Origin of the sequence: Methylobacterium brachiatum (assembly GCF_900113845.1) — a bacterium.
GTDB lineage: Bacteria > Pseudomonadota > Alphaproteobacteria > Rhizobiales > Beijerinckiaceae > Methylobacterium > Methylobacterium brachiatum.
The window spans coordinates 39,143-56,001 of sequence record NZ_FOQW01000020.1 but is presented as its reverse complement, the minus strand read 5'-3'; the positions used below and the strand labels follow the sequence as shown (position 1 = coordinate 56,001).

General features: G+C 67.1%; 13 protein-coding genes. 8 read left to right on the top strand and 5 right to left on the bottom strand.

Annotated elements, in window-relative coordinates; translation table 11 throughout:
* Positions 1-280 precede the first annotated feature (280 nt).
* From BMZ47_RS23005 to BMZ47_RS22975, 7 genes are all read left to right on the top strand, one after another.
* Positions 281-1,462: a flagellin N-terminal helical domain-containing protein gene (locus BMZ47_RS23005; protein WP_091864357.1), complete on the top strand. Its 1,182-nt coding sequence runs from the start codon at positions 281-283 to the stop codon at positions 1,460-1,462.
* 180 nt (positions 1,463-1,642) lie between these two features.
* Complete coding sequence (fliF, locus tag BMZ47_RS23000) at positions 1,643-3,280, top strand: flagellar basal-body MS-ring/collar protein FliF (protein ID WP_091864356.1); 1,638 nt, start codon at positions 1,643-1,645, stop codon at positions 3,278-3,280.
* A gap of 89 nt (positions 3,281-3,369) precedes the next feature.
* Positions 3,370-3,924: a hypothetical protein gene (locus BMZ47_RS22995; RefSeq protein ID WP_091864355.1), complete on the top strand. Its 555-nt coding sequence runs from the start codon at positions 3,370-3,372 to the stop codon at positions 3,922-3,924.
* Positions 3,925-3,926: 2 nt separating this feature from the next.
* Positions 3,927-5,195: a MotB family protein gene (locus tag BMZ47_RS22990; RefSeq protein WP_091864354.1), complete on the top strand. Its 1,269-nt coding sequence runs from the start codon at positions 3,927-3,929 to the stop codon at positions 5,193-5,195.
* Positions 5,192-6,475 (top strand): chemotaxis protein, encoded by a 1,284-nt coding sequence (locus BMZ47_RS22985; RefSeq protein WP_091864353.1) that lies wholly within the window; start codon positions 5,192-5,194, stop codon positions 6,473-6,475. Before BMZ47_RS22990 ends, BMZ47_RS22985 begins: the two co-directional genes overlap by 4 nt.
* Positions 6,472-8,016 (top strand): flagellar hook-length control protein FliK, encoded by a 1,545-nt coding sequence (locus tag BMZ47_RS22980; RefSeq protein WP_139221051.1) that lies wholly within the window; start codon positions 6,472-6,474, stop codon positions 8,014-8,016. The genes BMZ47_RS22985 and BMZ47_RS22980 overlap by 4 nt, the downstream gene beginning before the upstream one ends.
* Positions 7,976-8,521 carry a transglycosylase SLT domain-containing protein gene (locus BMZ47_RS22975; RefSeq protein WP_091864351.1) on the top strand — a complete coding sequence of 182 codons (546 nt, stop codon included), beginning with the start codon at positions 7,976-7,978 and terminating at the stop codon, positions 8,519-8,521. The genes BMZ47_RS22980 and BMZ47_RS22975 overlap by 41 nt, the downstream gene beginning before the upstream one ends.
* Positions 8,522-8,923: 402 nt before the next feature.
* Here the strand turns inward: BMZ47_RS22975 and BMZ47_RS22970 are convergent, their stop codons facing one another.
* The 3 genes from BMZ47_RS22970 to BMZ47_RS22960 all read right to left on the bottom strand — a co-directional run bounded on the left by BMZ47_RS22970 (position 8,924) and on the right by BMZ47_RS22960 (position 11,302).
* Entirely contained in the window at positions 8,924-9,334 is a 411-nt protein-coding gene (locus BMZ47_RS22970) for a hypothetical protein (protein WP_091864350.1), read from the bottom strand.
* Between the two features lie 507 nt (positions 9,335-9,841).
* Positions 9,842-10,390: a cell wall hydrolase gene (locus BMZ47_RS22965; RefSeq protein ID WP_244424042.1), complete on the bottom strand. Its 549-nt coding sequence runs from the start codon at positions 10,388-10,390 to the stop codon at positions 9,842-9,844.
* Between the two features lie 585 nt (positions 10,391-10,975).
* Positions 10,976-11,302: a DMT family transporter gene (locus BMZ47_RS22960; protein ID WP_007559157.1), complete on the bottom strand. Its 327-nt coding sequence runs from the start codon at positions 11,300-11,302 to the stop codon at positions 10,976-10,978.
* A gap of 333 nt (positions 11,303-11,635) precedes the next feature.
* Here BMZ47_RS22960 and BMZ47_RS22955 point away from each other — a divergent pair, with 333 nt between their 5' ends.
* Positions 11,636-12,865, top strand: a complete 1,230-nt coding sequence (locus BMZ47_RS22955; protein ID WP_091864349.1) for a serine hydrolase domain-containing protein — start codon at positions 11,636-11,638, stop codon at positions 12,863-12,865.
* Between the two features lie 177 nt (positions 12,866-13,042).
* Here the strand turns inward: BMZ47_RS22955 and BMZ47_RS22950 are convergent, their stop codons facing one another.
* A complete protein-coding gene (locus BMZ47_RS22950; RefSeq protein WP_091864348.1) occupies positions 13,043-14,437 on the bottom strand; it encodes a lipoprotein N-acyltransferase Lnb domain-containing protein in 1,395 nt (464 codons plus the stop codon).
* Between the two features lie 211 nt (positions 14,438-14,648).
* Complete coding sequence (locus tag BMZ47_RS22945; protein WP_091864347.1) at positions 14,649-16,355, bottom strand: outer membrane beta-barrel protein; 1,707 nt, start codon at positions 16,353-16,355, stop codon at positions 14,649-14,651.
* Positions 16,356-16,859: the final 504 nt, after the last annotated feature.

The following is a 16,859-nucleotide window of genomic DNA, read 5'->3' as shown; positions in this document are numbered from 1 at the left end:
TTTTAAGAAAATGCTTGCGATAAATTGCATCATCATCACATTCTTTCGACGGCACCAAGTTCGGTGTTGACTTACCTCCGAAAACTCCGCATTTGAGCTCCGCCACTCGATGACTGATCGGACCGAAGACGGTACGGAGGTCAGACCATCGATTGCGAGATTGATAGCAGATTGACCACGCGCAATTGGCGCATTGGCTCAAAGGCATGATGCCGCCCTGCTATGCCGGTGAAAACCCGACATGTCCCCACACTTTGATCCTCTCTGAAGGGACATCATCATGTCGAGCCTGTTGACCAACACCGCCGCGATGACGGCGCTCACCACCCTCAAGCTCACGAACCAGGACCTGGAGAAGTCGAGCAACCGCGTTTCGACCGGCATGAAGGTGGCCGTGGCCGCCGACAACGCCGCCTACTGGTCGATCGCCACCACCATCCGCGCCGACAACGGCTCGCTCAACGCCGTCAAGGACTCGATCGGCCTGGGCCTGGCCACCGTGAACTCGGCGGTGAACGGCCTCGAGCAGGTCAAGAACACGTTCCTGGATCTCAAGAACAAGCTGACCGCGGCGGTCAGCCCGAGCGTGGATCGCAACAAGATCCAGTCGGAAATCACCGCCCGCATGACCGACCTGCAGACCTCGGCCACCAGCGCGAGCCTGAACGGCGAGGCGTGGCTCGCGGTCGATTCCGGCGCCGGCAACTACTCGAAGGATCGCAAGATCGTCGCGTCCTTCACCCGCGTCCAGGGCCAGATCTCGATCGGCACCGTGACGGTGGATGTCGACCAGACCAAGCTCTACGACGCGAAGGGGGCGACGGGTGCTTCCGCTGGTACGGTGGGCGCGTCTGCTGCGGCAGGCTCCCTGGTCACCAACCGCGATACGGCGCAAACGAATTGGAATAACGCTCAGGCTACCTTCGCGGCCAGCGACAAGGGTTCGTCTGCAGTTGCCGCTCGCGATACGGCGGCAGCTAGCTACAACACCGCGATGACGACCTTCCAGAACGGCGTCAACGCCGCGAACAAAGCTGCAGCGGCGGGTGTCGACGGCAAGGGCGGCATCCTCGACAAGAACTGGGCCGTTTCGGGCGCCGACGAGAACGGCCTCAACAAGGCCTATCTGCTCTCCGTCGCCACCATCGACATCTCGGGGATCCAGAACGCCGACCTGTCGAAGCTGCGCGCCTACGTCAACATGGCCGACAAGGTGCTGACGGCCATCACGGACGTCGCCACCAAGCTCGGCGCCGTGCAGAGCCAGATCCAGTCGCAGTCGAACTACGTCGACACGCTGATCAAGAACAACGAGAAGAGCATCGGTATCCTGGTGGACGCCGATATGGAAGACGAGTCCACCAAGCTGAAGGCCCTCCAGGTCCAGCAGCAGCTCGGCATCCAGTCGCTCACGATCGCTAACACCTCGACTCAGCAGATCCTGAGCCTGTTCCGCAGCTAAAACTCAGGTTTCTGACCTCGATCAGCATTCACCCTTCGGGGTAATGCGGGCCGCGCATCTTCGGGTGCGCGGCCTTTTTGTTTGCTCCGTCTGTCGCCGGGCACCACCTCCACGCAAGATTGATCCGGCACGCTGGCGCCGAGCCACTGCGGTGGTAGCAGTGGAAGTTGAGTCTTGCCGATGCCCGGTCGTGAGCACCTCGAAAAGCTATGGACCAATATCCTGGAGCTTGGCCCGCGGCGCCTGATCGCCCTGGGCCTCGTGGGCCTCACCGTGTTCCTGACCGTGGGTCTCGGCGCCTATTATCTCAGCCGCCCGCTGCGTGAGCCGCTCTATACCGGCCTGAGTCGCGACGATGTCAGCCGCATGGCCGCCGTGCTCAAGGATGCCGGCGTTCCGTTCGACGTCAGCTCCGACGGCACCGCCGTCCTGGTCAGCTACGGGCAGACCGCCCAGGCGCGAATGCTCCTGGCCGAGAAGGGCCTGCCCCAGAGCGGCAAGGCCGGCTATGAGCTGTTCAACGACCTGGGCTCGCTGGGCCTGACCTCGTTCATGCAGGACATCACCCGGGTCCGGGCCCTGGAGGGCGAGATCGCCCGCACGGTCCAGACGCTCAAGGGCGTCAAGGCCGCCCGAGTTCATATCGTGATGCCCGATCCCGGCTCGTTCCGCCGGGAGCAGCAGCCGGCATCGGCCTCAGTGGTTGTGCGGACGGAGCCGGCCAACGATCCCTCGACCGCCCCAGCCATCCGGCAGCTCGTCGCCGCGGCCATTCCCGGCATGAAGCTCGACAAGGTAACCGTGCTCAACACCGACGGGACGATCCTGCTCTCCGGCGACGACGCCACCACGGCGCCGGCCGGCCGCATGGCGACCCTGGAACAGCTCACGAACCGCGAGATCCAGGACAACATCCGCCGGACGCTCACCCCCTATCTGGGGACGAACAACTTCGAGGTCAGCGTCGTCGCCCGGCTCAACACCGACAAGACCCAGACCAACGAGACGCTCTTCAACCCGGACCAGAAGGTCGAGCGCGGCACCCGGGTCATCAAGGAGACGGAGAACTCGCAGAACCGCGCGGCCCAGAGGCCGACCACCGCCCAACAGAACCTGCCCAACCAGAACGTTCAGTCCGGCGGGGGCGAGAATTCGAGTTCCGAGAGCCAGCGCCGCGAGGAGCAGACGAACTACGAGATCTCCACGAAGACGGTCCAGACCGTCAGCGACGGCTATTCGGTCAAGAACCTGTCGGTCGCCGTGCTGGTGAACCGTTCCCGACTGGAATCGCTGGCCAATCCCAGCGGCAAGGAGGTTGGTAAGATCGAACTCGAGTCCCAGCTCGCCGAAATCGAGCAGCTCGTTGCCTCGGCGTCCGGCTTCAACAAGGAGCGGGGCGACCAGATCAAGGTGGCAGCGGTCAGCTTCGTCAACGAAGGCCAGCCCCTCGCCCCCGTCCCGCCGCTCGGGATCGGTGATGTCCTGATGCGCCAGTCTGGGACCCTGATCAACGCGGCCACGATCCTGATCGTCGGATGCCTGCTGATCTGGTTCGGCCTGCGCCCAGCCGTCAACGCGATCCTCGCCCGGTCGCCCGACACGGAGACAGAGCTGGCGCTCGCTGCACCGGAAGCCGACACGCTTGAGATGCTGCAAGCGGGGCAAACGGCCGCGTCCGACGAGCCCAACCTCATCGAGGATCTGACGGAGCGGATGGCGCACTCGCCCATCCGGAAGCTCGAGCAGCTGGTCGAGCTCGACGAGGAGCAGGTCGCCAATATCCTGAAGCAATGGCTCAGCCGTGAAGAGGCCGCGTGATGGCCGCTGCACCTCCGGTCTGGACCGTCTTCTCGGGAGACAGACAGCGATCCTCTTCCGCCCTGGCCGCGCTGATTCCGACCAAGCGCGTGGATGCGCCCCCCCCGCCCACGCCCCCCGCAAGCCCGCCGGATCTCGACGCCATCGCGGCGGCGGCGCGGGCTGAGGGGCGCCGCGAAGGTGAGGCTCTGACAGCCCAGGCCGTCCAGGCCGCGATTGCGGCCGAGCGGGAAGCCGGCGCAACCGCCCTCGCGGAGGCTCGGCAACGCTGGGTGGACGAGGAATCGACCGTCCTGGCGCACGGATTCGCCGAGCAGGTGAGGGACCTGGAGGTGCAGCTGGCGCAGAGCCTGACCCGCGTCCTGCAACCCTTCCTGGCGGAGGCCCTGCAGCGCGAGGCGATCCGCGACCTGCACGCGACGGTGTCGACCATCGTGGCGGACGACCGGTCGGGAACGCTTTCGGTGACCGGCCCCGTGGATCTCATGGAGGCGCTCGCGAAGCGCCTCGACCTGCCGCCCGGACGGCTCGTCACCGCCTCTGACGGGGGCCCCGACCTGCAGATCCGGATGAACGGCACGGTGATTGAGACGCAGCTCCAGGCGTGGGGCGAACGCGTCGCCGCCCTGATCGAGGATCGCTGAGCATGGCCGACGAGAAGACCGAGATCATCATCGTTCGCCGAGGGTCGGACGAGGACGGGGAGCATCACGGCGGGGTCTGGAAGATCGCGCTGGCGGATTTCATGACCGCCATGATGGCGCTGTTCCTCGTCCTGTGGCTCACCAAGGCCACGAACGAGGAGACGAAGACCAGCATCGCCAACTACTTCAATCCGATCAGCCTGTCCGAGGCCCTGCCGGCCAAGAAAGGGTTGAGCGATCCCCAACCCAACTCGGCCGATCCGAGGGCGGGCGACAACGCGAATCAGCCGGAATCCGGCGCGAACGCGCGCGACAAGGCCGGCGCGTTGCCACCCGGTTCGGTGGCCCGTGAGCGGGAGCTGTTCCAGGATCCCTACGCGGTGCTGGCGAACCTAGCCACCGAGGCCGATCCGGACAAGCCTCAGAGCGCCACGATCGGCGATGTCGGCGAAGCGGGGCGTCGCGGCGGCGACATCGCGCGGGATCCGTTCGATCCGCTGTACTGGCAGGTGATCACCCTCTCGCCCGCGAAGACCGACCGGTCCGCGGCCGCCGGAATCACGCCGCCGCCGGCTAAGACCCAACCCGACGCACGCAGCGCGGGGCGGCCCGCCTCGACGCCCCCGGAAAGCACCGGTGGCAAGGAGACGGGGAAGGACACTGCCAAGGACACCGCCAAGGAGCCGAAGGACGCCAAGGCCCCCGTGAGCGGGGCCGACGCCGGCCAAGCCCAGACCCAGACTCAAGCCGCGGTGCAGACACCGGCCCAGGCAACGGCTCAGGCCTCGGCCCAAGCCCCTGCACAGGCTGACGCTGCCGCGCTAAAGGCGGAAATCGCCAAGATCTTCCCGCCCTCCGCCTCGGGCACAGCCGGGCCGCATGTCGAGGTCCAGGGGACGGCGGAGGGCCTCCTGATCAACGTAACCGACGACCTGAACTTCAGCATGTTCGCGGTGGGCTCGGCCGAGCCCCGCCCCGAGATGGTCCGGGCCATGGAGCGGATCGCGAAGGCGCTGTCCGGGCGTCCGGGCAAGATCGTAGTCCGCGGCCATACCGACAGCCGCCCGTTCCGCTCTGAGGTCTACGACAATTGGCGGCTCTCGACGGCGCGCGCCCACATCGCGTCCTACATGCTGACGCGCGCTGGCGTCGACGAGGGCCGGATCGCGCGGATCGAGGGCGCCGCCGATCGGATGCCACGGAACGCTGCGGATCCGAAAGCGCCAGAAAACCGCCGGATCGAGATCCTTCTCCAGGGAATTCCGGGATGAAGCGGATCACACGCGTCGCCCTCGGCGCTGTTCTCTCGTTCTGTCCGTACCCGGTCGCGGCGGATCCGGCGCCACCGCAAGCGGCCGAGTCGGTACTGACGACTGCCCAATCTCCGGTGTCCGAGGCCCCTGAAGCTGCCCCGAAAGCCCCCCCCGCCGATCCGCAGTCCCGCAAGAGCGGTCCTGTCGAGTGGGTGCGCACGCTGCAATTGCTGCAGGATCGGATCGCCATGGGGTCCGTGGCGGCGCATGAGAGCCAGTCCGTGCTGATCGCCCGGATCGAGGGGGATCTCCTCAACGCGGCGCCGGTGGTCTGGACCGATCGGCACAACGTGCAGGCGGCCATCGTCTTCGCCTTGAGCGGCGGCGGCCCGGCGATCCTGCGACGCCTGACGGCAGAGGGCAGCCCTGAGACGCCTGAGACCGCGCTCGCGCGTGGTGCGCTGGCCTATATCGACGGCCAGGAAGCCGAGGCGAACCGCCTGCTCAAGGACGTCGATACGGCGACCCTGCCGCCGACGCTTGCCGGGTCGATCGCCCTGACGCAGGCAGCCCTCGCGGTGAACGAGAATCCGGTTCGCGCGATCGCGCTTCTCGATCGCGTCCGGTTGCTGCTGCCCGGAACCCTCGTCGAGGAAGGCGCACTGCGCCGCGAGATCTTCGTCCTCGGGCAGGGTGGCGACCTGAAGAAGTTCGAGATCCTGGCCATCCAGTACCTGCGCCGCTTCCAGAGCTCAATCTACGGCGGCAATTTCCGGCAGCGCTTCGCGTACCAGCTGACACAGCTCGATTTCGGCCGGGACGAGACACGCTTCGCGGCCTTCACCCGGATCATGAACGAGCTCGCCCCCGAGAGCCGTCGGGATCTCTACCTGCTGATCGCCCGGACGGCGATCCAGGAGGGCAAGACCAACTCGGCTCTCATGGCGTCCGACAAGGCACTCACGCTCTGCGCCCCTGGTAGCCTGGAGGCGACCCAGGGCCAGCTCTACCGCGCGGCCGCCGAGATCGTGACCTTGTCCACCTTCCAGACGGCCCTGCGCAAGCTGAAGGCCGTAGACAGGACGAAGCTGCCCGCTCGCGACGTCCAGCTCCTCGACGCGGCTTTGTCGATGGCCGAGCAGATCGGGCGCGGGCTGGCCCGCGATCCCGCTCCGCCCGATGCCGAGGCGTCGAAGCGTGCGCAGGCAGCGGCCGCCGACGAGCCCGGCAATCTAATACCCAAGGTCGAGGCCATGATCGGTCAGGTCGATCAACTCCTTCGGAGGTCTAACCCGTGAACCCGATCTCCGCCGCGCTTCAGTCGCCCACGCCGAAGCCCGACAGGGACGTGGTGTCGTCAAGCGCCAATGACGACACGCTGCAGCAGGGGCCGGGACGCGAGAGCGCCTTCGGATCGGTCCTGCGCACACTCTCGGGCGCGGGTACCCCATCCTCGGCCGACACCGATGCCGGGAAGGGCAAGCCCGACGATGGGGAGGATGACGCACCTCCCGCGGCGGAGGTTGCACCTGCTTCCCCGGCGCCTGCTGTGCCGGTAAGCTCTGCCGCGGCGATGGTGGCGAACTTCCTGAGCGCGGCCTTCCCGGCCCTGGCGGCCGCCGCTGCCAAGACCCAGGCCTCCGTCCAGGGTCAGCCCACCGAGTCGGCCCTTGCCTCCGCCACGGGAGGCTTGCCGGTGTCCGGGCTCGGTTCGACGGCGGCACCGATCGGCGGAACGGCATCCGGATCCGCGCCGATGCCCATCAAAGTCCCGTCCGAGGATGCGACGGATATGCTGCCGGCGGACCGCACAAGCCGGGCGGACGATGGCGTTCGGCCAGAGGGTGCAGCGCGCACGGACGCGACACAGCATATGGCCGGCTCCCTCCAGACGGAGGTCGCCAAGATACTCCGCGCGGCCGCGGCGAAAGTCGAGGTGCTGGGCAGCGCGGTTCACTTCAAGCCGGTCGTCCCCGGTGCTGCGCTGGCGCCCGACGGCGCAAATGCGATCGCGACAGCGGCCGCGACCGAGGGCAGCATCGCCGCTTCGCAGATCGCCAAGCCCGAAGGACCGGCCCTGAATGCGGCGGCGGCCGCCCTGAAGCTCGCGCCCCAGATCCGGGCCGAGCCGGATCCGCGGCGCGCCACGGCGCTCAACGCGGAGGGCGAGCCCGAGAAGCCGATGGCGATGACGCCCGCGCTGGGCCATGCAATCTCCGGGGTCGAACGGGCCGTCCTGGCCGCCGTCGGCGAGCGTGCCGAGGAGGCCGCATCGTCGGCAGGACCGCATGACGGGTCCGGGATGGCCACAAGCCTGCCGGCCGGATCCCTGCCGCTGATCGCGACCGCCATCAAGGACGAGCTCGATCGCGCGACCGCGGCGCAATCCCGGATCCAGCCGGATCCGGCGGCGCCCGGCATCCCGGGCGGGCCCATGCGCACGCTCAAGATCCAGCTTCGCCCGGACGAGCTCGGGGTCGTCACCGTGGAGATGCGCCTCTCGAACGGCCAGCTCGAGACGCATCTGCGCGCCTCGCAGCCGGAGACCGCCGCGCTCCTGCACAAGGACACGGCGATCCTCACCGACCTGCTGAATCAGGGCGGCTACAAGGCCGACGTCATCGTTGGGCAGGCGCGTCCGACCGAGACGGGGACGGGATCCGGGTCCGGCGGGTCGCAGCAACAAGCCTCGCCGTCCTTCACCGACGGGGGGGCCCGCCCGGGCAACGAGGGCGCCCGACAGCGCCAGGAAGAGCAGCGCCAGGCCACCGGCAACAGACGCGAAGGAGAACGGACGGATGAAGCGGTACGTCCTCGTGACAGCGGCGTTTATCTCTAGCGCTGTCCCGGCCGCAGCGAATGTCTGCGAGGACGAGATGGGGCGCGCCTCCGCGCGCTACGGCGTGCCGCTGGGCGTGCTCTACGCCGTCGGCCTCACGGAGACCGGCCGGCGCGGCTCGCTGCAGCCCTATGCCATGAACATCGCCGGGACCGCCTATTTCGGCACGGGGCCGCGGGACGTCATGGCCCGCTTCACGGAGGCGCGCAGCAAGGGCGTGCGCCTGATCGATCTCGGCTGCATGCAGATCAACCACCATTTTCACGGCAGCAAGTTCAGCTCGGTCGAGGCGATGATCGACCCGCACGCGAACGTGCAATACGCCACGCAATTCCTGCAGGAACTGAAGAAGCGGGAGGGCAGCTGGACCATGGCGGTGGCCCGCTACCATGCCGGGCCGAACAACAATGCAGCGCAGAAGCAGTATATCTGCCGGGTCGTCGCCAACATGGTCGCAACGGGATTCGGTCAATGGACCCCGGCGGCGACGCAATTCTGCCGGTGATGCACCGTGCGCAGCCGAGTAGCCTCGGATACGCCGAATCACGCTGATGGCGGCCGGCGACAGCGCTGACCGCCCGTCGGGATAGGGGCAGAAACACCCGCACGAAACGGATTCTTCAGCGCCGACAGCGCAGATGACTCGGTACGCTATGCGGATGCCGCCTATCGGCCGCTCAGACGTTGAGCAAGACGGCAGACGCCACCATCCTTCCGGGGCTGGGGAGCATTATGAACGACGTGCCAGACCCACCCGACGGCCCGTTCACGAAGACGCTCCTGCTGTTTGCCGTCACCCTCGTGGTCATCGCGGTCTCGGCCTACATCCTGATCCGGATGGATTGATGGGCGCCGCGGCTCCGGTTTTGCGCCATCGCGCTTCCGAAGCCGCCCGCGAACCGAGACGTCAGAGGTTCCGGCAACTGCCGTAGCTCATCTTGATCTCGGTGCGATCCTCTGGGTTCAGCTGTGCCTCGACGAAGTTCAGCTTGTTGAGGTCGATCAGAAGAAAATAGACGCCGTTCTGGCATTTGATCGCATTGCGCGGCGTGCGCTCGTTCAAGCGCGGCGACGCCACCTGGCATTCGTAATAGTCGGAGCGCCCGGCGGAGATGACGGTCAGCAAGCCGCCGCTGGAGACCAGCGAGAAGGTCCGCGCCCGTTGCGGCTGCGGCTTCGCACCCTCGGGGAGGGGGACCGCGTCCAGCCCCACCGACGCCTCCTCCGTACAGGTCATGGGGCGGCGCAGCTGAGAGGCCGCCGGCGCGATGCCCAGCATCAGGACCGTGCCAGCGAGCGCTACCCTATGGGCGATCATCGGTCGGCATTCCGTGATTCGTGGGTAGTTTCAGCCAGCAAGCTAAAGCGTCATCCGTCGATGTAAACGTCGCTCCCGTCGGCGGCGAGACAGATCGACAGATTTACCGCCGGGCATGATGGCAGTTCATCTGCCATTACGGGTCACGCCAATCCGTTCGACAACATCCGCGGCCGCTGTACCGGAGCGTCGTCACGCGTCCCGCGATGTCCGCGCGGCCGGATCCGGTTCGACAGGATCGAGACCGCGGCACGGGCATGTCGGATGGCCTGACGGGTTCCGAAAACCGGCCGGCGCCTTCCGGGCGGGCGCACGGATCGGCGGGAGCACGCTCGGGCGGCGGCCTCCGCGATGCGTCCCGAGCATCGGCCTTCGACGGCCGATAGCGTCATGTCCGGACAAAGCCGCGCGGGTGCGGGGGCGGGCGGGCGGCGGGGCAGGGCGCGTGTAGCCCCGCCAGCCCACGCGCGGATCGGGCCGGCCGATCCGGCCCTCCCGTGACGAGCGCTACTGCGCCGGCGGAACTGGGCCCGCCGCATAGCTCGAGACCGCCGGAGGCAGCGCGGCGGAGGCCGGCATCTCCTTCTTGGCGGCGCGGGTATCGCGCTTCTCGTAGAAGGCATTGCCGCCGGCCACGGCGACGTAGTGCATGTTCTTGTAGGGGAAGTGATGGCCGGCGGTGTGGAAATACATCGCCTTCCCGACCTTCGGGTGACGCTCGCCGGCCAGAACCGCGTCGGCCGCCTCGGCGACCTTCTGAAGATCGCGCTCCTGCATCGGCTTCGTGAGGACGCCGGGGGCGAACTGGCCGGGCTGCCCGACCACCGCGCAGATGCCGCCGGGGAAGATCGCGGCCTCGAGCCGGTTCATGACCACGGTGCCGACGGCGATCAGGCCGCCCTCGTCGCTGCGATTCGATTCGAAATACATGGCCCGGCCGAGGCAGTCGCGCTCGGCATCGCTGACGACCATCGTCGGCTTGCGGTCGGGGATCGATCCCGTGGTCAAGGGCGACGCGGTGTTGCACGCGCCCAGGCCGCCGGCGAGGGCCAGCACGGCCAATCGGGAAACGATCTGAGTCCTCTCGCTACCTCGCATGCATCAGCGCTCCATCCTCCTGCAGCCTCGTTTCAGTGCGAGACGGCCGCCCTATCGCGGTCTCGCCTCACGCCGCCGTTGTACGCGCCAAGCTTGAGTTCACGTTCGCGGCGAGGATGTGGCGGGCTTTCGCCCGTGCCTCGCGCAGGGCGGCCCCCCGCGGGCCTCTCCAGCCGGCCGGGAAGGCCCGGAGCCCGTTCCCTTCGGGCCTGGACGGCTGCGGCGACGGGCAGGCCCGTCCGCTGGCGAAAACCTGTTTTCCGCCAGCGCCATAACGGCCGCGCGGGAATCCGCGCAGCACGCGATTCGGCGACCGTGCCGGGAAACTGTCGCGGCGGGGAGAGGATTGGGCGAAAGGCCCGGCGTTACCTCGGCGACACACAGGCCGCCGATCGGTCGCGGGACGGCGCTGCGGCGGTCCGGAACAGGATCTCGGTCACCGCCGCACCGCCGGGCGGTGTCGCGAGCGCGGGCTATGCCGGCATCGCCACCGGCCTCGGCAGGCCGCTTCCGAGCGGGGCCTGGGCAGCCGGGGCGGGGGCCTCAGTGCTGGCCCTGCCCGGCCGCCAGGATGGCCACGCCCACCGCGATGATCGCGATCCCGACCAGCATGGTCGGGCTGATCGGCTCGCCGTAGAGCCAGGCGCCGCCGAGCGCCGCGCCGATCATGCCGACCCCGGACCAGATCGCGTAGACGATCCCGATCGGCAGCATGTCCATGCTGCTCGACATCAGCCACAGGGCGGTGCCGTAGCCGACGGCCACGATCAGGGTCGGCCCCGGCTTCGTCAGGCCGTCGGCGGCTTTCAGCGCCAGGGTGGCGGTGACCTCCGCGCCGATCGCGAGCCCGAGGATCAGGAAAGGGTTCATCGCGCGGAAGACTTTCGTTCGAGAGGTGAAGACGGTTTCAAGAGGAACCCGGTTTCCCCGGCCTTGCAGCGGCGATCGGACAGCCAGTGCAGGCAGGCGTTTGTGCGCAGCCTCGGCCAGCCCTAGGATGCGGCCAGATTTCGATGCCCCTTGTCCGTCGAATCGGTGAACATTTTCGAATCATCGGGGCCGGGACCGCACGGCTGCGCCCTGAATTCAACCTTCGGCCGGGTTGGCCCTTCGTTAACGCCTCCTCATCATGGTCGCCGCGCGTGCCGTGGCCCCGGTCGACGGCGCCACGACCGTGACGATCCACAGCGATACCGATCCACCATGACCTCGTCGCCCGCGATCCCGGAACCCTCGGTCCGTCCCCGTCCGGGGCGCCGGCGGGGCGCGCGCTGGGGCGTGATCGCCGCGGCCGGCGGCATCGTGGCGGCCGGTTGCGCCTGGACGGCGACCGCGCTGATCAACGTCCCGAATCCGGTGACGCTGGCGGCCCTGGCTGTCATCGAGCCGTCCGCGATCGGCCCCTGGTTCCCCAGCCGGGTGGTGCAGGCGCCCGAACAGGCCCGCGACCTGCCGTTCCGGCCGGCCCCGATCCTGGAGCGCGTCCCCTGGAAGGGGAAGACCGTCCCGCTCGCCACGATGCTGGCGGAGACGCACACCAACGCGTTCCTAGTTGTGCAGGACGGGGTCCTGATCCACGAATGGCAGCGCCCCGGCACCAGTCCGGCGACCCTGTTCCCGTCCTGGTCGGTGGCGAAGTCGATCGTGTCGCTCCTAGTCGGCGCCGCGGTGGCGAGCGGCAAGCTCGCGGAGACCGACCGGGTCTCGGCCCTGCTGCCCGAGCTGCGCCACGGCGCGGTGTTCAGCCAGATCACCGTGCGCGACCTGCTCGACATGACGAGCGGGATCGCCGTGCCGGAGAATTACGACCCCCAGCATCCGCTCACCGGCACCGCTGGGATGTACCTGACCCGGGACATCACCGCCTTCGTGCGCGACAACGCCCATCTGGCGTTCAAGCCCGGGAGCAAGGGCCGCTACCGCAGCATCGACACCGAGCTGCTCGGCCTGATCCTGGCGCGGATCGAGGGCAAGCCGCTGGCGGACCTGCTCTCGGAACGGATCTGGAAGCCGATGGGCGCCCAGGCGGACGCGACCTGGAACCTCGACCGGGCCGGCGGCATCGAGAAGGCGTTCTGCTGCATCAACGCCACGCCCCGCGACTTCGCCCGTCTGGGCCTGCTGGTGGCCGACCAGGGCCTGGCGGGGCAGAACCGCATCATCCCGGCCCGCTGGATCGACCGGATCGAGACGCCGGCCCGCCGGGAGGTCGATGGCTGGCAGTATTCGGCGCAGTGGTGGCACGCCCCCGGGGGCGACGAGAGCGACATCTCGGCGATCGGCGTCTACGGCCAGTACGTCTACGTGAACCGCGAGACCGGCACCGTGATCGTGAAGCTCAGCGACCACGGCGCCGAGCAGGACGAGGTCGACACCCTGTCGGTGATGCAGGCCATCGCCGGCGACCTCGCCGCCCGCCGCTCCGCCCGCTGACCCGGGCGCGACACCTCCGGAAAAGCCGGATCCCTCACCCCAGCCCCCTCCCGTGCGGCAGAGGGGGCGCGTCGCGGCCTGCAACAGCGCCTGCGCCTCGAACCTGTGCAGCCCGTGCCGGAGAGGGACCCGGTCGCGCTTCGCCGGAAACGACGGCGGTGAGGGCAGGGAGGCTGCTCAGGCCTCGGTCGGGCCCGCGTCCGGTGCAGGCCGCCGCCGGGCCAGCTGAACCAACCGGGTCAGCGACCCGACCCGCCCGTTTCGGATGAACCGCCGGCCGACATTAGTCCAAGCGATGGACGTCACCGGCGAGGCGGGATCGACCAGGGCGCTGAGCGCGCGGGCGTAATCGAGCACGAGGCCGGGGGTCCAGGTCATCGACCGGGCGCCGTTCCGCAGCAGGGCCGCCGCCCAGAATTCCGGGCTGGTCAGCGCCTGGGCGAGGTTGCGCCAGGGATGACCGTCGCGGCTGAACGCGCCCTCGACCGCCACGTCCAGGGCGCGGGCGACCGTGGTCGAGCAGTTGCGGCTGATGAAGTTGTAGGTGGTATCGCGGCGATAGGCCTCCCAGAACGCCCGCAGCCGGGCGCCGTCGACGCCGTTCAGCGTGACCGCGACGGTGGCCTCGCACCAATCCTCAACCTCCGCGCGATGCGATGGCAGGAACCGGCCGGCGACATCGTTCTCGGGACCGGCGCGCAGGCTCGACCGGAGGTTGGCCGGGGAGCGATCGATCTCCACCGCGGGGTAGTGGCTGATATAGAGGTCGCCGCCCTGCTCCAGGGCCGCGTGGCCGGTGGAGTACCGCCCCGCCACATCGACGGAGGCGACGTAGCGCCGGACCAGCCGCTGCGTGGCGGGCGTCGTGGCCTGCCCGGTCGGCGTCCAGACATAGACGGTCAGGCTGTCGGACCCCGGCGCGCCTTCCGGCAGGGGCTCCGGCGCCGTCCGCCGGGTGCGCAGGCCCGCCAGGGTCAGCCGCAAGCCGTTGATGACGAGGAACATCCCGATGCAGTAGCCGACGGTGCCGACATACCAGGTCGGCCAGGGCTGCAGGTGGAACACGCCGAAGGCGACACCCAGCGCGCCCAGCGCCACCGAGGTCCGCCATTCGGGAAATTTCAGCAGGTAGGCGAGGACGATCCGGATCGTGCCGTCGACCAGGAAGACGGTGCCGAACAGCATCGCGAGCAGGAAGAAGCTCGAAGCCGAGGCCATCATGATCAGGATCGCGGCCAAGGCCAGGAACAGGCCCTTGAAGATCCGCAGCCGCCGGGCCGCTCCCGCGGCGATTAGGCCGGCGCCGAGCGAACCGACGGCGTCCACCAGCAGGAGCAGGCCGAACCAGCGCTCCGGGATATGGACCGCCCCCGCGAGGGCATCGATCATGACCGCGACGCCCAGCAGGGCCAGCGCCACGCCCGCGCCGAGGATCAGATGCGCATGCCGGCGGACCGCCTCGCCGCCGACCAGCACCTGCCAGAGCGGCGCCATCCGGGCATTGCCCTCGCGCGGCGGACGATCCGGATCGCGTCCGTCATGCCGGTGGGGCAGGGAGGGGAGATGGGCCATGACAGGTCGTCTTCGGAAGCGCGCGTGCGACCCGCACCTTTCACGAATCGCCTGATGACTTTGTTAAAGCATGCGCGGCCGGAGCGCTTCCGAGGATGGTATCCACCGGGCCCATTCGGTTCTGGTGGACCACCCGACCAGTCGAGGACCGGGATACGGTGCTGGTTTCACACGAACCGAGCACCGCTCCCAAGCCTCGACTCGACCCGGATCAGTCCTTGCGTGCGAGAACCGGTTGAGCGTCCGATCCGCCGAGCCCCAGATCCGACAGCTTGTAGGAGATCTGGGCGAAGACGCCGTAGCGATCGGTCTCGAACTTGGTCGGGCTGCCGGGGGAGAACGGGAACTTGATACGGCCCGAACCGGTCTGCATCCGCCAGTAGCGGCCGCCGACGCCGATGCTGACGGCGGGCGTTAGGTCGTACGAGACGATGCCCTCGGCGAAATAGCCATCCCCATTGCCCGTTTGTGGGAGCGGGTTGATGTTCGGCCGGAGCCAGTGCCGGTCAACGCCGGTCGCGGTCACGACGGGCAGGTAGGCGCCTTCCAGGCTGATCTTGAACCGATCGAACCGTGCCGCACCAATGAGGCCGATCCGCAGCGCATCCCATCGCAGGTTCTCGCTCAGGACGTTGATGTCGCTCGCCACGGCATTGCGGCGCGCGCAAATGGTGCCTCCAGCGACCTGGGTGCAACCGTACCCATTGGCCAGTTCGGCGTCGTACTGGTAGCCGACAAATCCGCCCAGGCTGAAGCCGTCCCGGCGGAGTGCTGTGTAGCCAAGATCGACGACGCCGTAGCTGATGTCGCCGTCTTTGATCTGCGAGAGGGTCTTCGAGTAGGGGCGTATGGCGGGCGGGAAGTCCTCGTCGTACAGACGGCCGGAGGTGACGCCGCCCGAACCGAGGAAGCCCTTGGCGAACAAGCCCGTCGGGTTGTGATCGATCCGGGCGAAGCCTTCGCCCGCATGGCCATCCGTATCCTGATAGGTCAGCCGGGAATTGACTTGCCCAGGTCGCCGGTCAGATCCGAGTGTGTAGCGGGGGCCGCCGGAACTATAGAAGTAGCGCACGCCACCCTCGAAATCCCAGACTCCGCCACCCGGAGCGACGCCTGCTGGCGGAACGTGCACCCCATCGCCAAACCGGTAGTTCAGACCGACCCGGGTCAGGAACCCGTCCGTGGAAGCGCGCGCATCAATACGATAGTCAATAGTGTCGTCGAAGACCGCGTGGCTGCCGAGATTGTAATACAGGCCTTCGACCTTGGCTGAAAGATGCTCGCTGAAGGCATATTCGAGGCCAGCACCGACTACATAGCCGAGACGAACCTCCCCATGGCGGGCATCAAAACTCGGACCAAATTGGCCCAGCAGTGTCTGTGTTGAGTCGATACGGACATTGCCGACCGCGAGCCCGCCGGTCGCGTAGACCAGCGTCGGGCCGGTGGCGAGACCAACCTTGCCCCGCAGCGTCGCAAGGTTGTCCAGCCGCTGCCCAGCATGCGCAGTGCTCAGCGGATAATCGCCCCAGCCGACGGCCTGAAAAGTCCCCTCGCGGGCCCCGTAATCCCAGAAGCGGGTGAATTGGTAATCCGCCGCGCCGCCGACGAGCAGGTGCGCCCCGAAAAGCTGGTTGTAGCCGATCTCGCCACCCGCGATGAAAGCATCATCGGTTCCCTTGCGGGCCGCGATGATCGGGCAACCGACTGCGCCGAGCACCCCGTTCGGCCCAGTGCAATCGAACCGCGTCGCGCTGTCCAGGGCTCCGTATCCGGCGAAGAGGCCGCCGTAGAATCCGGTCCAAACCGGTACGGGCCCGCTACCTGATTCGACGATTGCTTTCTTGGTAAGATCTGCTGAATACGAATTACTTAGCAATGTTGCTTCAATAATAACTGTAAAAATCAATCTTTTCATATCACAATCCTATAGATGACAATTTATTTGCCCTAAAATGACCTAGGCAATGTTTAACATCCTGTTTTGTGTCGGAAAACTTCAGGAAAGAAGACAAATTACTACGCCGGACAAAATATATATAATTAGTTACGATGCAATTTGTCTAAAAATTATGAGATATACAATATCAAGGCGATCGCTATGAACGCACTGTGAAATGAATACCTTCCGGAATCCAGGCGCACATCTGACCATTTCCTTGAACTGTTGCCTCGATCACGCACCGCCAATGAAGATGCGCGGTCTCCGGGCCTCAACTCGCTGCGGTCGACCCAGGATGAGCGCGGCACCGATCTTCGCAAATGAGCAATAATTGTCACCGCCCGCAGGCTTGGCAACCTCGTGTTGGATTTGTAGGACAAAAAAGGCTCAAAGACTATCCAAGGTAAACCCTAGACAATTTGCTCACATTTCGTATTGTTAGTTGCCAATTTTGGCGGAGCATCAGCAATCGGGCCGAAG